13 protein-coding genes are annotated in these 14,860 nt (G+C 60.0%); 2 read left to right on the plus strand and 11 right to left on the minus strand.

Translation table 11 applies throughout. From position 1 onward, the window contains the following. Window positions 1-9 precede the first annotated feature (9 nt). The 8 genes from ACLGGT_RS18775 to ACLGGT_RS18810 are packed head-to-tail and all read right to left on the minus strand — an operon-like array spanning window position 10 to window position 7,242. On the minus strand, window positions 10-1,116 hold the full coding sequence (locus ACLGGT_RS18775; RefSeq protein WP_008283165.1) for a protein-glutamate methylesterase/protein-glutamine glutaminase: 1,107 nt from the start codon (window positions 1,114-1,116) through the stop codon (window positions 10-12). A gap of 6 nt (window positions 1,117-1,122) precedes the next feature. Further along, window positions 1,123-1,965 (minus strand): CheR family methyltransferase, encoded by an 843-nt coding sequence (locus ACLGGT_RS18780; RefSeq protein WP_008283166.1) that lies wholly within the window; start codon window positions 1,963-1,965, stop codon window positions 1,123-1,125. Next, entirely contained in the window at window positions 1,962-2,513 is a 552-nt protein-coding gene (locus ACLGGT_RS18785; RefSeq protein WP_437197226.1) for a chemotaxis protein CheW, read from the minus strand. The genes ACLGGT_RS18780 and ACLGGT_RS18785 overlap by 4 nt, the downstream gene beginning before the upstream one ends. Continuing rightward, window positions 2,485-4,140: a methyl-accepting chemotaxis protein gene (locus ACLGGT_RS18790; protein WP_437197228.1), complete on the minus strand. Its 1,656-nt coding sequence runs from the start codon at window positions 4,138-4,140 to the stop codon at window positions 2,485-2,487. The genes ACLGGT_RS18785 and ACLGGT_RS18790 overlap by 29 nt, the downstream gene beginning before the upstream one ends. Window positions 4,141-4,158: 18 nt before the next feature. Then, on the minus strand, window positions 4,159-4,641 hold the full coding sequence (locus tag ACLGGT_RS18795) for a chemotaxis protein CheW (RefSeq protein WP_008283169.1): 483 nt from the start codon (window positions 4,639-4,641) through the stop codon (window positions 4,159-4,161). Then, entirely contained in the window at window positions 4,638-6,563 is a 1,926-nt protein-coding gene (locus tag ACLGGT_RS18800; RefSeq protein WP_437197229.1) for a chemotaxis protein CheA, read from the minus strand. The genes ACLGGT_RS18795 and ACLGGT_RS18800 overlap by 4 nt, the downstream gene beginning before the upstream one ends. Beyond that, window positions 6,560-6,922: a response regulator gene (locus ACLGGT_RS18805; protein WP_008283171.1), complete on the minus strand. Its 363-nt coding sequence runs from the start codon at window positions 6,920-6,922 to the stop codon at window positions 6,560-6,562. The genes ACLGGT_RS18800 and ACLGGT_RS18805 overlap by 4 nt, the downstream gene beginning before the upstream one ends. After that, window positions 6,919-7,242, minus strand: coding sequence for an STAS domain-containing protein (locus tag ACLGGT_RS18810; protein WP_081506357.1), 324 nt, complete (start codon window positions 7,240-7,242; stop codon window positions 6,919-6,921). Before ACLGGT_RS18810 ends, ACLGGT_RS18805 begins: the two co-directional genes overlap by 4 nt. A 538-nt stretch (window positions 7,243-7,780) precedes the next feature. On the opposite strand from ACLGGT_RS18810, the gene ACLGGT_RS18815 reads away from it, so the two are divergent. Then, window positions 7,781-9,475: a methyl-accepting chemotaxis protein gene (locus ACLGGT_RS18815; protein ID WP_437197231.1), complete on the plus strand. Its 1,695-nt coding sequence runs from the start codon at window positions 7,781-7,783 to the stop codon at window positions 9,473-9,475. A 49-nt stretch (window positions 9,476-9,524) separates the two neighbouring features. Here ACLGGT_RS18815 and ACLGGT_RS18820 read toward each other — a convergent pair whose 3' ends face one another. Then, complete coding sequence (locus tag ACLGGT_RS18820) at window positions 9,525-10,763, minus strand: saccharopine dehydrogenase family protein (protein WP_151979099.1); 1,239 nt, start codon at window positions 10,761-10,763, stop codon at window positions 9,525-9,527. A 72-nt stretch (window positions 10,764-10,835) separates the two neighbouring features. Next, the gene (locus ACLGGT_RS18825) at window positions 10,836-11,930 is read right to left on the minus strand and encodes a carboxynorspermidine decarboxylase (RefSeq protein ID WP_422000900.1); all 1,095 of its coding nucleotides are present in this window, start codon (window positions 11,928-11,930) and stop codon (window positions 10,836-10,838) included. Between the two features lie 173 nt (window positions 11,931-12,103). Between ACLGGT_RS18825 and lexA the strand changes: the two genes are divergently transcribed. Then, window positions 12,104-12,805, plus strand: a complete 702-nt coding sequence (gene lexA, locus ACLGGT_RS18830) for a transcriptional repressor LexA (RefSeq protein WP_081506361.1) — start codon at window positions 12,104-12,106, stop codon at window positions 12,803-12,805. Here lexA and ACLGGT_RS18835 read toward each other — a convergent pair. Continuing rightward, window positions 12,799-14,817, minus strand: coding sequence for a ComEC/Rec2 family competence protein (locus ACLGGT_RS18835; protein WP_437197234.1), 2,019 nt, complete (start codon window positions 14,815-14,817; stop codon window positions 12,799-12,801). The genes lexA and ACLGGT_RS18835 overlap by 7 nt on opposite strands. Between the last annotated feature and the right edge of the window lie 43 nt (window positions 14,818-14,860).

Here is a 14,860-nt window from a genome sequence, read left to right on the forward strand (position 1 = left end):
TCATCCGGTCTACCTCGCACGCAACTGGTGGGTATTGGCAAAGGCGGAAATTGCGCCCGGAACCTCGGAGAGAGCGACAACGCGCGTCGCAGCCCCCATGCGGATCGCCTCGCGCGGCATGCCAAAGACGACGCAGGTTTCTTCGTTCTGCGCCAGGGTCGTGGCCCCCGCCTCGCGCATTTCCCGCAACGAGCGCGCGCCGTCATCGCCCATACCCGTAAGGATGATCCCGAGCGCGTTATGTCCTGCGGTCTGGGCGGCGGATCGAAACAGAATATCGACCGAAGGGCGGTGCCGGCAGATATACGGACCATCCACGATCTTGACGCCATACCCGCGCCCCTGCCGGACCAGCATCATATGGAAATTCCCCGGCGCGATCAGCACCTCGCCGGGATTGCACAGATCGCCATCGGCCGCCTCTTTGACGTTGACACGGCACAGCCCGTTCAGACGCCGCGAGAAGGCCGTCGTGAACCCGGCAGGCATGTGCTGAACGATCACGACAGGGGGGCATGTCACCGGCAGGTCCACCAGAACCGAGCGGATGGCCTCTGTGCCCCCGGTAGAGGCCCCGATGCAAACGATGGGCGAGGTATGGGCGATGTTTTTGGGCCGCGCAGGCGGAATCAGGGCATCCGCCAAAAGCTTGGTGCCGGTCTCGCGGGGGGGCGTCACCCTGCGGGCCGCTTTGTGGCCAGATTCCGCAGCCGCGTGGATCGCGTCGCAGATTGCGATAGCGGATTCCTGAAAATCCGCATCCGTTTTTGGTGCCGGTTTCGAGACAACCTCGACCGCGCCACTGGCAAGCGCCGTCAGCGCAAGGTCTGACCCGGCTGCGGCATGGCTGGAACAGATCACCACCGGAATTGGCCGCTGCGCCATGATCTTGCGCAGAAATTCCAGACCGGACATGCGCGGCAATTCCATATCAAGCAGCATGACATCGGGCAGGCCCGATTGCATTTTTGAAACTGCGATGAACGCATCCGCCGCGGTGCCAAACAGTTTAAGGGTCGGATCAGTTTCCACAATCCGCATCAGCATGGCCCGCGCCGAGGCGGAATCGTCAACGATCAAGACCGAAATCTGAGGTTTGCAGGCTATGTCCAGCATCGCGGTCTACTCTTTTTGAAACACAGCCGTGGCAAGCTGCTTAAGATTGGGTTGTTTCACGGTCATGGATTCAGAATGTCCAACCACCAGATACCCTTGCGGTGTCAGGTGGCGGGCCAGCCGGGCGATCACCCTGGCTTGGTCCTCGGGCTCAAAGTAGATGAGCACGTTGCGCAGGAATATGATGTCCACGTCCTGATCCACGGGATAAGTGTCATCCATAAGGTTGAGATGAGTAAAGTTAGCCTTGCTTCTCAAGGCTGGCACAATCCGTGCCATCCCACGCATATCTTCGGAGTGACCTTGCATAACATACCGCTTGCGCAGGGCAGAGGGCACAGGCGCGAGGGCCTCTGTCGTGTAAATCGCGCGCTTGGCGGCCTCGACCATGCGGGTGGAAATATCCGTGCCGAGGATGGCGTATTGAAACCCGGCCCCGTTGCGCACGGCTTCTTCCAGCAGCATAGCCGTCGTATAGGCCTCGGACCCGTCCGAACAGGCCGCGCTCCAGAACTTGACATCGACAGGTTTGTTGAGCCGCTGCTTGCGCCGCAAAATCTCGGGCAGCATGTCATTCATGAGACAACGGAAATGGGCCGGTTCCCGAAAGAAATCGGTCTTGTTGGTCGTGATGAGATCAATGACATCATCACGCTCCGCACCAAACCCGCCGTCCTCAAAGAGGTGGCGGTAATAGTCCTCTAGTGAGTTGAAACCAAGGCTCTGCACACGGCGGCGAAGGCGACTTTCGATCATCACCTTTTTACCAGACGGCAGTTTGATCCCGGTTTCGCGGGAAATCACCTCTGCAAAGTGGTCGTGATAGGATTTGGCACGGGACAGGCTCATGTCAGCGTAAACTCTTCTGAAGTCTCGATCGCGCGTTGAGACGCGAATTCTGGAGTCTTGCGCCGGACACCCTCGCTAAACAGCTTTTCGAGGTTGAGAATGCAGACAAAGGAGCCGTTGCGGCGCCCGATGCCCGTCAGCACATTTTCATCCCAAGTGGTGATGCCCGCATCGGCGGGGGATTTGATCCCGCCCGCGTCCAGCTCTGTTACTTCGATCACCCGCTCGGTTTTAAGACCGACGGTCGCGCCATGTTGGCCATTCACAAGGCTGAGGATAAGAATGCGCGTCTCGGATGTGTCCTCGGTCGGCCCTCGGGACAAGAGCTCTGAGAGGTCTGTGACGGCGATACTCTCGCCGCGCACGTCAATCAGACCCAAAAGTTCTGCCGGGCTATTTGGCAGCGGAGCAATTGGTTGCGTGTCGAGGATCTGCCGCACCCGGTTTACAGGGACAGCAAAGAGCGATCCGCTCGATTGAAAAGTTACGACTTGGGTGTTCTCGTTCATTGCACCAGCCTCACGCTGCATCGCGCGATGCAAAGCCATGATCGAGATCATCCTTGTTCGCACCGTGATTGAAAGAAAAGCCGCCAGAGGTCCGCGAGGATTTGCTCGAGCTGGCTTGGACTGCTCGGGTGGCAGGACGGGCCGGGACAGGGTTTTCCTGCACAGCCGCAGCCTTTTCTGCCAAGACAAAGTAGGACACCGCGTCTTGCAACTGCTCGGATTGGGTCGACAGTTCTTCGGCTGTGGCAGATAGCTCCTCAGCCGCAGAGGTGTTCTCTTGTGTCACCTTGTCGAGTTGCTGGATGGCCAGATTAACCTGCGTGGCACCGGCAGCCAGTTCCTGCGAGGCCGAAGAGATTTCACTCACAAGCACCGATGTACGTTCGATATCGGGCACAAGACCTTGGAGCATCGACCCGGCATTCTCGGCTGACCGAACCGTGGTGGCCGACAGGGCAGAGATTTCAGCCGCTGCTGTCTGACTGCGTTCGGCCAGTTTGCGCACTTCAGCCGCGACAACCGCAAAGCCGCGCCCATGTTCGCCAGCACGCGCCGCCTCGACCGCCGCGTTGAGCGCCAGAAGGTCGGTTTGACGCGCAATCTCTTGCACAACAATGATCCGGTTGGCGATATCTTGCATGGCGGTGACGGCTTCGGCCACGGCCTTGCCACTCTCGCGGGCATCCTGCGCGGATTTGACGGCCATACGCTCGGTTTCAGCGGCGTTCTCGGCGCTCTGCTTGATATTGGCCGACATCTGCTCGACCGAGGACGACGCTTCTTCGGTGGACGAGGCCTGCTCGGTGGCCCCTTGCGACAATTCCTCGGATGTGGCGGCCATTTGCTGACTGCCCGAGGCCACGTTGCGGATGGCGGATGTGACATCCCCCACAACATCGCGCAGCTTGGCAACCATCGTATTGACCGACTGAAGAAGATCGCTGACCTCGTCATTGCCGCGAATGGCCACGGTTCTGGTCAAGTCGCCTGCGGCGACCCGACCCGTGATGGCGATAGCGCTTTTAAGCCCCTTGGAGATCGAGAGCGTGACCCAAGCGCCCGCACCAACACCGATCACGATGGAGGCGGACATCAGCAACATCAGGATGTTGCGGGACGTGCTGAATTGCTCGTTGGTTTGCACCACGACCTCTGCCACGCCATCCGTGTTCATCTTGCTGATCTTGTCCAGAACGCCCTGCATCTCGCGCCCCCGTTGCACACCCTCGGATTGGAGGTAGCGGGCGGCCTCTGACTGCTGGTTCATGTCCTTCATGGACATGGCTTTGGCGTAGACACTCAAAAGCTCCGCCTCGACCTTGGTGTAATCGTCCAACAAGGTCCGACCTTCGGGGCTGGCAATCGCAAAGAGCTTGTCGAAAAGCACCACCTTCTTGTCTATGGCAGCCTTGATCGTTTTCTGAAGGTCACGTTTATCAAGGGCAGAGTCGGCCAAGAGATAGGAACGAATATCACGCTGCATTTGAACATGCTCGGTGATCAGCGCCTCTGATGCCATCACACGAGCGACATTCTCGTTCATGATGTTATTCAGGCTGTGATTGAACTCTGCCATATCCTTCAATGCCAGGATCATGGCACATCCAGCCATGCCCAGAACCAATAGGAATGTCGCGGTCGGTTTTGCCTTTATTGTCAGTCTCATGATGTAACCTTTGAAAAACTAGAGAGCGTTGGCTGTCGCGATATGTGCGGCAAAGATGTTGTTGAGGTCAGGCAGGATGGTGATGCCTTCGGGGCCTTGGACGAGGCCCCGCACATAATCGGCAGGCCAGATCGTGCCCGTGGGTGGCAGGGGTTCGATGCGATCACAGTCGATCGTCACCACTTCGCGCACCTCGTCGGCGGAGACACCGACGGTGATCAGTTCGTTTTCAATCGGCATTTGCAGAACCAGAACGCGCGTGTTTTCATCGACAGGGGGCGTGGGAATGCTGAAGATCACGCGCAGATCGGCCAGAGGCACGACCCCGCCCCGCACATTGATAACCCCCTGCGCGAACGCCCCGCCATGGGGCACGCGGGTAACGGGAATTGGCGAGAGAATTTCCAGAACCGCACTGGTCTCAATCGCGAAAATTCGCTCTCCAAGGCGCAGGGCAACCACTGTCAGGGTCTTGGCCGATCTGTTGAGGTCTTTGGTCATGCTGCTTTCTCGATTTTTCTGAGGTCGGTCCGGGCAAGCTCCACAAGATTGCCAACTTCAAGCACCAGAGCGACCGAGCCATCCCCAAGTATCGTCGCCCCAGAGATGGATTTGACGCCCGCGTGCAGGCGCGACATCTGTTTGACGACGGTTTGATTGGTGCCAAGGATGCGGTCGACCGCCAGCCCGACACGCAGGCTGGCCGCAGAGACCACGATCACATTCTGCAAGGTGTTGCGTTCCTCGGCACAATCCAAAAGCGTTCTGAGGCGCAGGAAAGGCACCAGAGAATCGCGTATCTGCAAAAAGCTGGAGATGGTGTCCGCCCCAGCATCGCTTGCGGGAAGTTCCACGATCTCTTGCACCGCCGCCATCGGAATGATGTAGCGATCGCCACCCACCTCGACGAGAAGCCCGTCGATGATCGACAGCGTGAGCGGCAAGCGCAGGGTTAAGGTTGTGCCATGGCCCGGCTCGGACGAAATCACGATCCGGCCTCTCAGACCTTCGACCGTGCGTTTGACCACATCCATGCCAACCCCGCGCCCCGAAAGCTCTGTGACTTTGGCCGCTGTGGAAAATCCCGGCTCGAGGATAAGCGCGAACAGCTCGGCCTCGGACGGAGTGGCGTCCGGCGTGAGCAAGCCTTGATCAATGGCCCGTGCCCGCAGCTTGTTGCGATCCAGACCGCGCCCGTTGTCCTTGACCGAAATCACCACCTCGGCCCCCAGATGTTCGGCGCTAAGCTCGATGGTCCCGCAATCCGGTTTGCCGGCGGCGGCGCGCGCCTCATCGGTCTCTAGCCCATGATCAATCGCGTTGCGGATGATATGCACCAGCGGATCACCCAGCCGTTCGATCACGGTTTTATCAAGTTCGGTATCCGCCCCGGTGACAACAAAATTGACCGTTTTGCCCAAACCTTCGGAAAGGTCATGCACAAGGCGGCGGAACCGGCCGATGATCGAGCTGATGGGAACCATGCGGATGCTCATGGTGGTGTCGCGCATCCGGGCAGAGAGGCGCTGAATATCCTCGGCAGCAGCCATGATCGAAGGATCTTTGCTGCTGTTGGCCAGAGCACTGAGGCGGGCCTCGGCGATGACCAACTCGCCCACCTGATCCATCAACTCGTCCAGACGCTCGGCAGGCACGCGCATCGTCGCACTTTGCTGGGCAGGTTGAGGGCCGGTTGGCGCAGCCTCGGTAGGTTGCGCAGCAACGGCGACATCCGCCACAGGCGCCGCAAGATTGACGAGGTTGAACTCCATGTTGCCCTCATGGAACATGAAAACGCTCTTGATGTCGTCCTCAAGGGCCGCAGCGGGCAGATCCATGGACCATCCCAATAGGCAGGCCTGCGCCTCGATCCGGTCCAGAAACGGAATGCGACGGATGTCTGCCACAAGGTTGGTGGCCCCCAGCCCGCGCAACTCGTCCAAGAGCACCTCCGGCCGTGCGCCAAGAGCCAGGGCATCCGAGGCCAGCCGAAAATCCAACCGCCATCCGGCGTCAGAAGATGTCTCCGCGAGGGGTTCGCCAAGCGCCTTGTCGGGGCTTACGGCCTGCTCAAGATCGTCCAGGATCGCCTGACGTGCGGGGGTCAAGGCGGCCTCTCCGGCCAAATAGCCCTTGATCTCATCCGCAGCGCGCAGCGCCACGCGGATCAGCGAGGCACTGACCTTGATCTCACCCGAGCGGATCTTTTCAAACGCGGTTTCGAATTTGTGGATGAAAGCGGCAAGGTCCGTAAACCCGAACATCGCACCGGACCCCTTGATCGTATGCAAATCCCGAAAGGCCGCATTGATCAGGTCCATGTTATTTGGGTCAGCTTGTAGCCTCAGCAGGCCCTGTTCAAGGCTTTCAAGAAGCTCTCTGGCCTCTTCGAGAAAGACCGCAGCAATGTCATTGTCCATCATCCCAGAACCTTCTGAATGACGCTCAGCAGTTGCGCCTGTGAAAAGGGTTTGACCATCCAACCAAGGGCACCGACCGAGCGCGCCTCTTGCTTCAGCGCATCGGCCGAGTCGGTGGACAAGAAGATGACAGGGATACCCTGACTGCTGGGATGGGCGCGAAAGGCGCGGATAAAGCCCAGACCATCCAAGTTCGGCATGTTCTGATCGGTCAGAACCGCGTCAATCTTGAGCGTGGTGGCCTTTTCCAAAGCGTCCTGCCCATCGACGGCCTCAATGACATTATAGCCAGCCCCGCGCAGGGTCAGGCCAACCATTTGCCGGATAGACGGGGAATCGTCGACTGCCAAAACCGTTTTCATGCCGCCACCTGCACAGTCTGAGCGTCCCTGATCCCGACAAGAACGCCATTCTCGACCACCAGCAAAGGCAAGAGCCCCAGCCGGTCAAACGCGGTTTCCAAAACGCTTTGCGCAGGCATGTCGACGGCAAACCGATGCGCAGCGCCCTGCGCTGTCACAAAGGCCGACACCAATACCTGAATGGTGGCGGCATCAATGCTGACGAGTTTCTTGGTGCATAGGGTGACATCGCCCGAGATCAGGGCAGTGCTCAATTGCTTTGCAAGATCGTCTGCCGCGGCGATCTTCAAATCCCCCGTCAGAGGCAGTTTCTTGGTCATGGGGTCTGTGGTCCGTTCTTGGGGACAGATCCGAAAGGGTCGTCAACGTGACCTTTTCAGAACTGTCGGGTTCAACAGGTGTCTTCGCGTTCAACGGTCGCGCCTTGGCATTGTTTACAAGCGCCAAAGACCGGCTGGGCCCATCGAAAGATCAGCGTTTGTCGCGAAAGTTTGCGGCGCTATCGTACGCGCGCACCAGCGCGGCTTTGCCACCGGTCGCGCGCAAAAATCGCCCGTATAAGGGCCTAGCCCTGAAATAACCCCGCCCCGTTGGCCCACAACATACCCATCAGGATAGCTAATAGCTGTGATGTTGCGGGTCGTTCAAAGCTGTGAGGAGAGCCTCACGCCAGCCCTGCGAAGGGTGATCATCACAGGCGGGACAGACTGAAACACATCTGGGGCCAAACACCCACGGCGCATCCAGCGCCGTCCGGTCCGGGCGCGCACCAGCGAGCCAAGCGTTTCGGTGTTTCGCCCTCTTAATTTCCTCCGCACCCGCAGTCTGTTGCGGCGCGGCCAGACCAAAGGACCGACCATGAGACTGAGTATCAAAGCCAAACTAGCCGCAACCTACATCTTTATCTTTGCCCTGTTTGGCGCCTCGGTCGTTATGGCCCTGAGGGACCTCAGAGCCGCCGATCAGGAACTTCAGGACATCATGCGCCTGGAAGTGGCAGAACTCGGCGTGATCAACGAGATGTTCGAAGCAAAATTGATGGTTCTGACTGGTGTAGCCTCTTACCTGATTGGCCTGCCCAATGCCCCCACGGGTCATCTCGAAAAGATAAAGGCAGGCGTCGTGGCGCAGGCCTCTATCGTCGACGACAAGATCGTCGAACTGCGCGGAATGGCAAAAAGCCCCAAGCTGGTGGCCGAGTTGGAAGCCTTCGAAGATCTGCACAAACGCGCCTTTGCGATGAACACCCGCGTGATCTCGCTTGAGGCCGCAGGCAATGGCGATGCGGCCAACACGCTGTTTCACACTGACCTGATGGATATGGGTGTGGAAATTCGCGGCTCGCTGCAACAGATGCGCGAGACGCTCGTCAATAACTTGGGTGCGCGCGCCGTAGAAGCGAGCGGCGCCTATGAAACTGCCAAGTTCAATCTCATTCTGATGCTGATCCTGTCGCTGCTGGTCGGCCTCGCTGCAGCAACGGTGATCACGCTCTCCATCTCGCGGCGGGTGGCAAAGGCCGCAGATCTGGCCCATGGCATTTCCAAAGGCGATCTGCGCCATACGCTCGACGTGCGCGGTCGCGATGAGGTGTCGACATTGCAGGCGTCGATCAACGACATGGTTCTGCGTCTGCGCGATATCGTGTCCGATGTCACAAACTCGGTGCGCAATGTGTCCTCTGGCGCGGCGCAACTGGCGGAAACCTCGGAAGAGCTGGCGCGCGGGGCCTCTGATCAGGCTGCGGCAACAGAAGAAGCCTCGTCTGCGGTGGAACAGATGACCGCGAATATCAAGCAAAGCGCCGAGAATTCGCAAACGACCGAAGGCATCGCAATCAAATCCGCCGCGGATGCGCGCACAAGTGGCCGCGCCGTGGCTGACGCGGTCAGTGCAATGCAGACGATTGCGGATCGCATCATGATCGTTCAGGAAATTGCGCGACAAACCGATCTCTTGGCGCTCAACGCCGCCGTCGAGGCCGCCCGTGCCGGGGAACATGGCCGAGGCTTCGCCGTTGTGGCCGCAGAGGTGCGCAAGCTGGCCGAGCGCAGCCAAACCGCCGCAGCCGAGATTTCATCCCTCTCCGCCACCACCGTAAGCACGGCGGTTGGGGCCGGAACGATGTTGGCGGAATTGGTGCCCAATATCGAGCGCACCTCGGGCCTGGTCACGGAAATCAGCGATGCCTCGCGCGAACTTTCGAGCGGTTCGTCGCAAATTGCTCTGTCAATCCAGCAGCTTGACCTTGTGACCCAAACCAACAACGCAGCCTCAGAGGAACTGTCAAGCAGCGCAACCCAGCTTGCCAGCCTCGCTGATGAGCTGACGGTCGCCATGGGCTTCTTCAAGGTCGTGGAACAGCCCGTCAGCGAGATCAGACGCGAGACCCGCAGCACCGCGACCAACTCGGTCATCCCGCTCAAGCGTGGCAAGGCCGCCTCTCAGGCGAAACCCACCAAAGCCACGAAATCAGAGGGCGGTTTCGAATTCGATCTGGGTTCTATGGGCGATGATCTTGACGCGCGGTTTGCCCGCAAGGAAAGCGCCTGAGCACTGGCTTGGGGCAGGTTGGGAAACCCACCTGCCCCAAGGTTTCAGACTATTGGTTCCAAGCCTTGTCGACGCCGTTGATCTGCACCCGCGTCGGCAGGCCCAAACGATCCAGCACCGGGAAATAGGGCTTGGGGTCTAGCTCTTCGACATTGCGCATCGCGCCCACGTCCCAGTCCCCTTGCGCGATCAGGATTGCCGCCGCGACCGGCGGCACCCCGGCGGTATAGGAAATCCCTTGGCTGCCAACCTCTTCGAACGCGTCCTTGTGATCGGCCACATTGTAGACAAAGACCTCAACCGGCGCGCCATCCTTGGTGCCTTTGACCAGATCCCCGATACAGGTCTTGCCGGTATAGTTGGGGGCCAATGAGGCCGGATCAGGCAACACGGCCTTGACCACCTTGAGCGGCACCACCTCTAGCCCTTCGGCGGTCTTTACCGGATGCTCCGACAGCAAACCAAGGTTCTTCAACACGGTGAAGACATTGATGTAATGCTCGCCAAAACCCATCCAGAAGCGCACATCGGCCTCTGGATAATTGGCCGCCAGCGAGTGCACCTCGTCATGGCCCGACAGATAGGCGCGGCAGGTGCCAACCACGGGCAAATCCCAATCGCGCCCGACCTCGAACATGCTGTTCTCTTGCCATGCGCCGTCTTGCCAAGAATAGACCGTGCCGGTGAACTCTCGGAAATTGATCTCGGGATCGAAATTGGTCGCGAAATAGCGCCCATGGGAGCCTGCGTTGATATCCACGATGTCGATGGACGTCACCTTGTCCATGTATTCGTCAGCGGCAAAACGGGCAAAGGCGTTGACAACGCCGGGATCAAAGCCGATCCCCAGAATGGCGGTCACGCCGTTTTGCGCGCAAAGATCGCGCTTCTTCCACTCGTAATTGCCATACCAAGGGGGCGTTTCGCAGATCTTGGCGGGGTCTTCGTGAATGGCTGTGTCGATATAGGCGGCGCCTGTTTCGAGACAGGCATCGAGCACCGACATATTCACAAAAGGCGAGCCGACGTTGATCACGATCTCTGCCCCGGTTTGACGGATCAACGCGGCCACGGCGGCGCTGTCCATGGCATCAATCGCATGGCTGGCAAACGTGCCCGGCACCTTCATCGCCGATTTGTCGTGAACCGAGGCGATGATCGCGTCGCATTTGGCCTGCGTCCGCGAGGCGATGTGCAGATCGCCCAGAATATCGTTGTTCTGGGCGCATTTATGGGCGACGACCTGAGCCACGCCACCAGCACCGATGATGAGCACGTTACGTTTCACTTCTGCTGTCTCCTTTTCTTGCAGGACAGGGGAAGGAGGGCGTTCAGCCCCGGAAAAAAGAGCGAGTAGTCCTCATGAGAGCGAGGCGGCAAAGTCCTCGAAGGTAAAGCTGCGGATCACGTCGATGCGCCCATCGGCGCGCCGGATGGCAATGGCGGGCATATTCACGCCATTGAACCAGTTTTTCTTGACCATCGTGTAACCGGCGGCATCACCGATTGAAATCCGATCACCGATGCTCAGCGGCGCGGCAAAGCGCGCCTCGCCGAAAATATCCCCGGCAAGGCAGGATTTGCCGCAGATCTGATAGGTATGCGCGCCGTCTTGTGGCAGCTTTGCGCTTTCGCGGTAGATCAGAAGGTCCAGCATATGCGCCTCGGTGCTGGAATCGACGATGGCCAGATCCTTGCCATTGTCGAGCAGGTCAAGCACCGTCACCTCAAGCGTGGTCGTGCCGGTGATGGCCGCCTCGCCCGGTTCCAGATAGACCTGCACGTCGAACTTCTCGGCAAACTGCTTGAGCCGCGCGGCCAATTCCTCGAGCGGATAATCGTCGCCGGTAAAATGAATCCCGCCCCCAAGCGAGACCCATTGCAACCGCTCCAACACCGGCCCAAATTCGTCTTCAATGCGGGTTAGCTGCTGGTCGAAAAGATCAAAATCGCGGTTCTCGCAATTGTAATGGATCATGACGCCGGAAATCCGGTCGATCACCCCAAGGATCTTGTTCACTTCCCATTCGCCCAAGCGCGAAAAGGGCCGCGCAGGATCGGCGAGATCAAAACTCGATGTCGAAAAGCGGGGGTTGAGGCGCAGACCCCGTTCAATTCCCGCCGACTGGCTATCATAGCGCTCCAACTGCCCGACGGTGTTGAAGATGATCTTATCCGCGTAGGATACCGCCTCTTCAATCTCGGCATCGGACCAGGCCACCGAATAGGCATGGGTTTCCTGACCGAATTTCTCACGCCCCAGACGCAATTCGAACAGTGACGATGACGTGGTGCCATCCATATAGGGCTTCATCGTTGGAAAGGCCGACCACGTGGCAAAACATTTCAGCGCCAAAAGCGCCTTGGCCCCCGAGAGCGCACGCAGGCGCTCGATCTTGCGCATGTTCTGCAACAGGCGCTCTTCGTCGATCAGGTAATAGGGTGTCGGAATCATCTGGCCCCCCTTTGCTGTCACAGGGTCATACGGTTTGGCGCAGCGCATATCCCCCCCGCACCCGCGATGCAATGGCGCAGGTACAGCATCCAACCAAGATCCGCCACACTGATTGACACAAAACGGGAACATGTGTAGAACAAAACAAACTGACCCGTAAGAGGACGCGGCCCATGCTGACCAAGAAACAACTCGATTTGCTGGAGTTTATCCAAAAGCGTGTGCAGCGGGACGGGGTTCCGCCCAGCTTTGACGAAATGAAAGAAGCGCTTGATCTGCGCTCGAAATCCGGCATTCACCGCTTGATCACAGCGTTGGAGGAACGCGGGTTCATCCGGCGTCTGGCACATCGCGCGCGGGCCCTTGAAATTGTGCGCCTGCCTGAAAGCTTGGGCGGCGAAGCGCGGCACAGCTTTTCGCCCCGTGTGATTGACGGTGATCTGTCCGATGCCCCCCGCCCCGCCAATGCCCAACCGGTCGAGGTGGCGCATGCCTTTGAGGTGCCTCTGATGGGGCGCATCGCCGCCGGTGTCCCGATCGAGGCGATTGCCCATGTGCAGCACAATGTTTCCGTTCCCAGCAACATGATCCGGGGTGCCGCCAATCACTATGCGCTTGAGGTGCGTGGCGACTCGATGATCGAGGCCGGGATCAACGATGGCGATGTGGTGATCATCCGTGAAACATCGGTTGCGGATAATGGCGATATCGTTGTGGCCCTGATCGAGGATCAAGAGGCGACGCTCAAACGCTTTTATCGGCGCGGCAATGCTATCGCCCTCGAGGCGGCCAATCCCGCCTATGAAACGCGCCTTTTCCCAGAGGATCAGGTTCGGGTTCAGGGGCGGTTGGTCGGGTTGATCCGCAGCTACTGAGAATTCCAGAGGCGCACACCATTGGTGTCGCGCGCACTGACAAGCCGCGGTCCCGCCTTATCGAGGTGAAGCGCGAGCGATCCCGTTTTGCGCAGCGTCTCGGGCGTGACAATCTGACAATCACGGTGTTGCGCCGGGGGCGGATCTGGCGTGGCGCTCATCACGACCAGCATGACCCCGTCGCAAAAATCCGGCATATCGGTGGCCGCCTTGCCTGCCATCACCCGCACACCATGGGCCAAGGCCAGATCCTCGGACCAGCGGGCAAAAGCCACCTCACGGCTGGCATCATCGCCGTCATTCTCAAGCCAATTGTCAGCCACGAACCCACCCCCTGTAGGTTTGTTGAGCGCGCGCCCCGCCTCGGTCATGACCCCGATCAGCCCCCCCGTATCCGACACGATCATCACAGGCCGGTCCGCCGCCCCCCAGAGCGCAACGGCGACCATCACCGGCAAGACCCCCAAAATCCGCCCCCGCCCCTGCCAGAGCACGATAAAGAGCGCCCCAAGCGCGAGGAGCGGCAGCACATAGGGGCCGGGGGCCACCACCGGCACACGCGCACCATCCAAGGCCGCAACCCAGTCTGCCACCGTTAAAATCCAGCGCAAGCCAAGCTCCATCACCCGCAGCGCGATCCAATCAAGCCCAACCGGCAACAAAAGCGTGGCCAGAACGGCCGCAGGCATGACCAACACCCCCATCAAGGGCACGCTCACCAGATTGGCCAAGAGGCCGAATTGTGCGTATTGGTTGAAATGCGCGGCGGCGACCGGTGCTGTCGCAGCCCCCGCGACGGCGGAAGAGATCACCACAGCCAACACCGGGCGCAGCCAGCGGGGACCACGAGACCACCCCGCATCACGCAGCCAGCCGAACACCGCAACCAAACCCACCGTTGCCGCAAAAGACATCTGAAAGCCGGGACCAAGCAGCGCCTCGGGCTGCAACACCAACACGATGATTGCCGCCACCGCCACAGCACGCAGGCTAAAGGCGCGCCGCTCGAGGATCACCGCGCCCAGCATCACCGCCACCATGACAAAGGCGCGCTCGGTTGCGACATTCCCGCCAGAAAGGCCCAGATACCCGGCCCCCGCAACAAGCGCCAGAAAGGCAGAAAGTTTCTTGGCGGGCAGGCGCAGGCCAAGGCGCGGCACAGCGGCAAAGCCAAGGCGAAAGGCGGCAAAGACGAACCCCGCCAATAGCCCCATATGCAACCCGGAAATCGCCAAGAGATGTGCAAGGTTCGAAACCCGCATCGCCTCGAGCGTGACAAGGCTCAGGCCTGCGCGGTCGCCGGTCATGATCGCCGCGGCAAAGGCACCGGTTTGCCCCGGCAGGCGGCTTTGCACATGCTGCGACAGGGCCATGCGCGCGCGAAAGAGCGCCTGTCCGCCCTGCCCCGCCTCAAGCCGCAGAACCGGCGTGCGGGTATAGCCCACCGCCCCGATCCCCAGAAACCACGCATGGCGTTGGAAATCAAAACCGCCCGGCTCGACCGGGCCACCCGCCGGGCCCAGATGCGCCGTCATCATCACCCGCTGCCCCGCCAGCGGCATGAAGTGGCTCTGATCGCCATGCAGCGAGACCCGCACCCGGCCCGGCATGCGCGCGGGGTCTGTGCGTTCCAGAACCACGCGGTCAAGCGTGAGGCGCAGCGCATCCGAGGCCGAACGGTCAATGCCAACGATCCGCCCCTCGACAGGCCCGTAATAGCGCCAACCCAGCACCGGCCCCGCCACCAGATGCGCGCGCAAGCCCGCAAGAGCAAAGCCCGCCAGCACCAGCGCCACGGCCCAGAGCAGCGGGCCGGACCATTCCCGCCCCCGTGCAGCCAAAAGCGCAAAGAAAAGCGCCCCACCGCCACAGCCCCACAGCGCCGCAACCGACGGCTCTTGCAGCAGAGCGAAATAGGTCCCCACACCGCAGGCCAGACAAACCGGCACCCAAGGAAAAAGCGCGCCGCGTTGTGCGAGCCAGATAGCCTCAAACCGGTGCCAGATGCCCAAGGCTTGTTTCCCCCATGACGGGCCGATAGACAGACGACAACGC

Origin of the sequence: Roseovarius sp. MS2 (assembly GCF_051447875.1) — a bacterium.
Taxonomy (GTDB): Bacteria; Pseudomonadota; Alphaproteobacteria; order Rhodobacterales; family Rhodobacteraceae; genus Roseovarius; species Roseovarius mucosus_A.